Annotated in this window: 1 protein-coding gene; it reads left to right on the forward strand. The window is 69.8% G+C overall.

The window, feature by feature from the left end:
* Positions 1–78: 78 nt before the first annotated feature.
* The coding region (locus tag KM933_RS38630; RefSeq protein ID WP_221362332.1) for a ThuA domain-containing protein at positions 79–1,533 on the forward strand (1,455 nt) is incomplete at its 3' end.

The raw sequence follows: 1,533 nt of genomic DNA on the forward strand, positions 1-1,533 counted from the left end.
AACAGCGGTCCACCTGTGGACCTGCCACACCAACGCCAACCAGAAATGGACCCTGCCGTAGGAGGGAGGAGACCGACCATGCGTACCTATCTGAAAGCTGCCCTCGGCCTGTTCGCCGGTGCCGCGCTCTGCCTGGGCCCCCAGGCGGCGGCACTGCCCGGAGCGGTGAGCCAGCCCGTGAGCCAGTCCGTCGGCCTGTCCGTCACCGGATCCGCCGGATCCGCCGACGCGCAGAAGCGTGCGGCGGCGGACCCGGCGTACAAGATCCTCGTCTTCTCCAAGACGGCGGGCTTCCGCCACGACTCGATCGACGACGGCATCGCGGCCCTGCGCGGCCTGGGCGGCGCGAACAACTTCACCGTGGACGCCACCGAGGACGCGCAGGCGTTCACGGCCGCCAACCTCGCCCAGTACAAGAGCGTCGTCTTCCTGTCGACGACGGGCGACGTGCTGAACGCCGCCCAGCAGACGGCCTTCGAGCAGTACATCCAGGGCGGCGGCGGGTACGTCGGCATCCACGCGGCCGCCGACACCGAGTACGACTGGCCCTTCTACGAAGGGCTGGCCGGCGCCCTCTTCCACTCGCATCCGGCCATCCAGGCCGCCACCGTCAAGGTGGAGGACCGGGCGCACGACGCCACCGCCCACCTGGGCAGCACCTGGCAGCGCACCGACGAGTGGTACAACTACCGCACCAACCCGCGCACCACCGCCCGCGTGCTGGCCTCGCTCGACGAGTCCAGCTACTCCGGCGGGAACATGTCCGGCGACCACCCGATCGCCTGGTGCAAGGACTACCAGGGCGGCCGGGCCTTCTACACCGGCGGCGGTCACACCGACGAGTCGTACACCGACGCCGCGTTCCGGCGGCACCTGCTCGGCGGCATCCGCTGGGCCGCCGGGATGACCGACGCCGACTGCCGCGCGGAGACCGGCTACACCTCACTGTTCGACGGCTCGTCCACCAACGGCTGGAAACAGGCCGGACCGGGCCGGTTCAGCCTCGCGGACGGCACGCTCACCTCCGTGGGCGGGATGGGGCTGTTCTGGCACTCCGCCCGGGAGTTCACCGGTGACTACTCCCTCAAGCTGGACTGGCGGATGGCCGGGGACGACAACTCCGGTGTCTTCATCGGCTTCCCGGCCTCCGACGACCCCTGGACGGCGGTGAACAACGGCTACGAGATCCAGATCGACGCCACCGACACCGCCGACCGCACCACGGGCTCCGTCTACGGCTTCAAGTCCGCCGACATCGCCGCACGGGACGCCGCCCTGAACCCGCCGGGGGAGTGGAACACGTACGAACTCCGGGTCACCGGCGAGCGGCTGGAGATCTTCCTCAACGGCCGTAAGATCAACGACTTCACCAACACCGACCCCGCGCGGAGTCTGCGGCAGGGGCACATCGGCCTCCAGAACCACGGCGACGGCGACGACGTGTCCTTCCGCAACATCCGCGTCAAGCAGGGCGGGGGGCAGGAGCCCGGTCCTCGTACCGGTGAGGTGAGGGGGGTGAACGGCAAGTGCCTG

Origin of the sequence: Streptomyces beigongshangae (assembly GCF_019710745.1) — a bacterium.
Classification (GTDB): Bacteria; Actinomycetota; Actinomycetes; order Streptomycetales; family Streptomycetaceae; genus Streptomyces; species Streptomyces beigongshangae.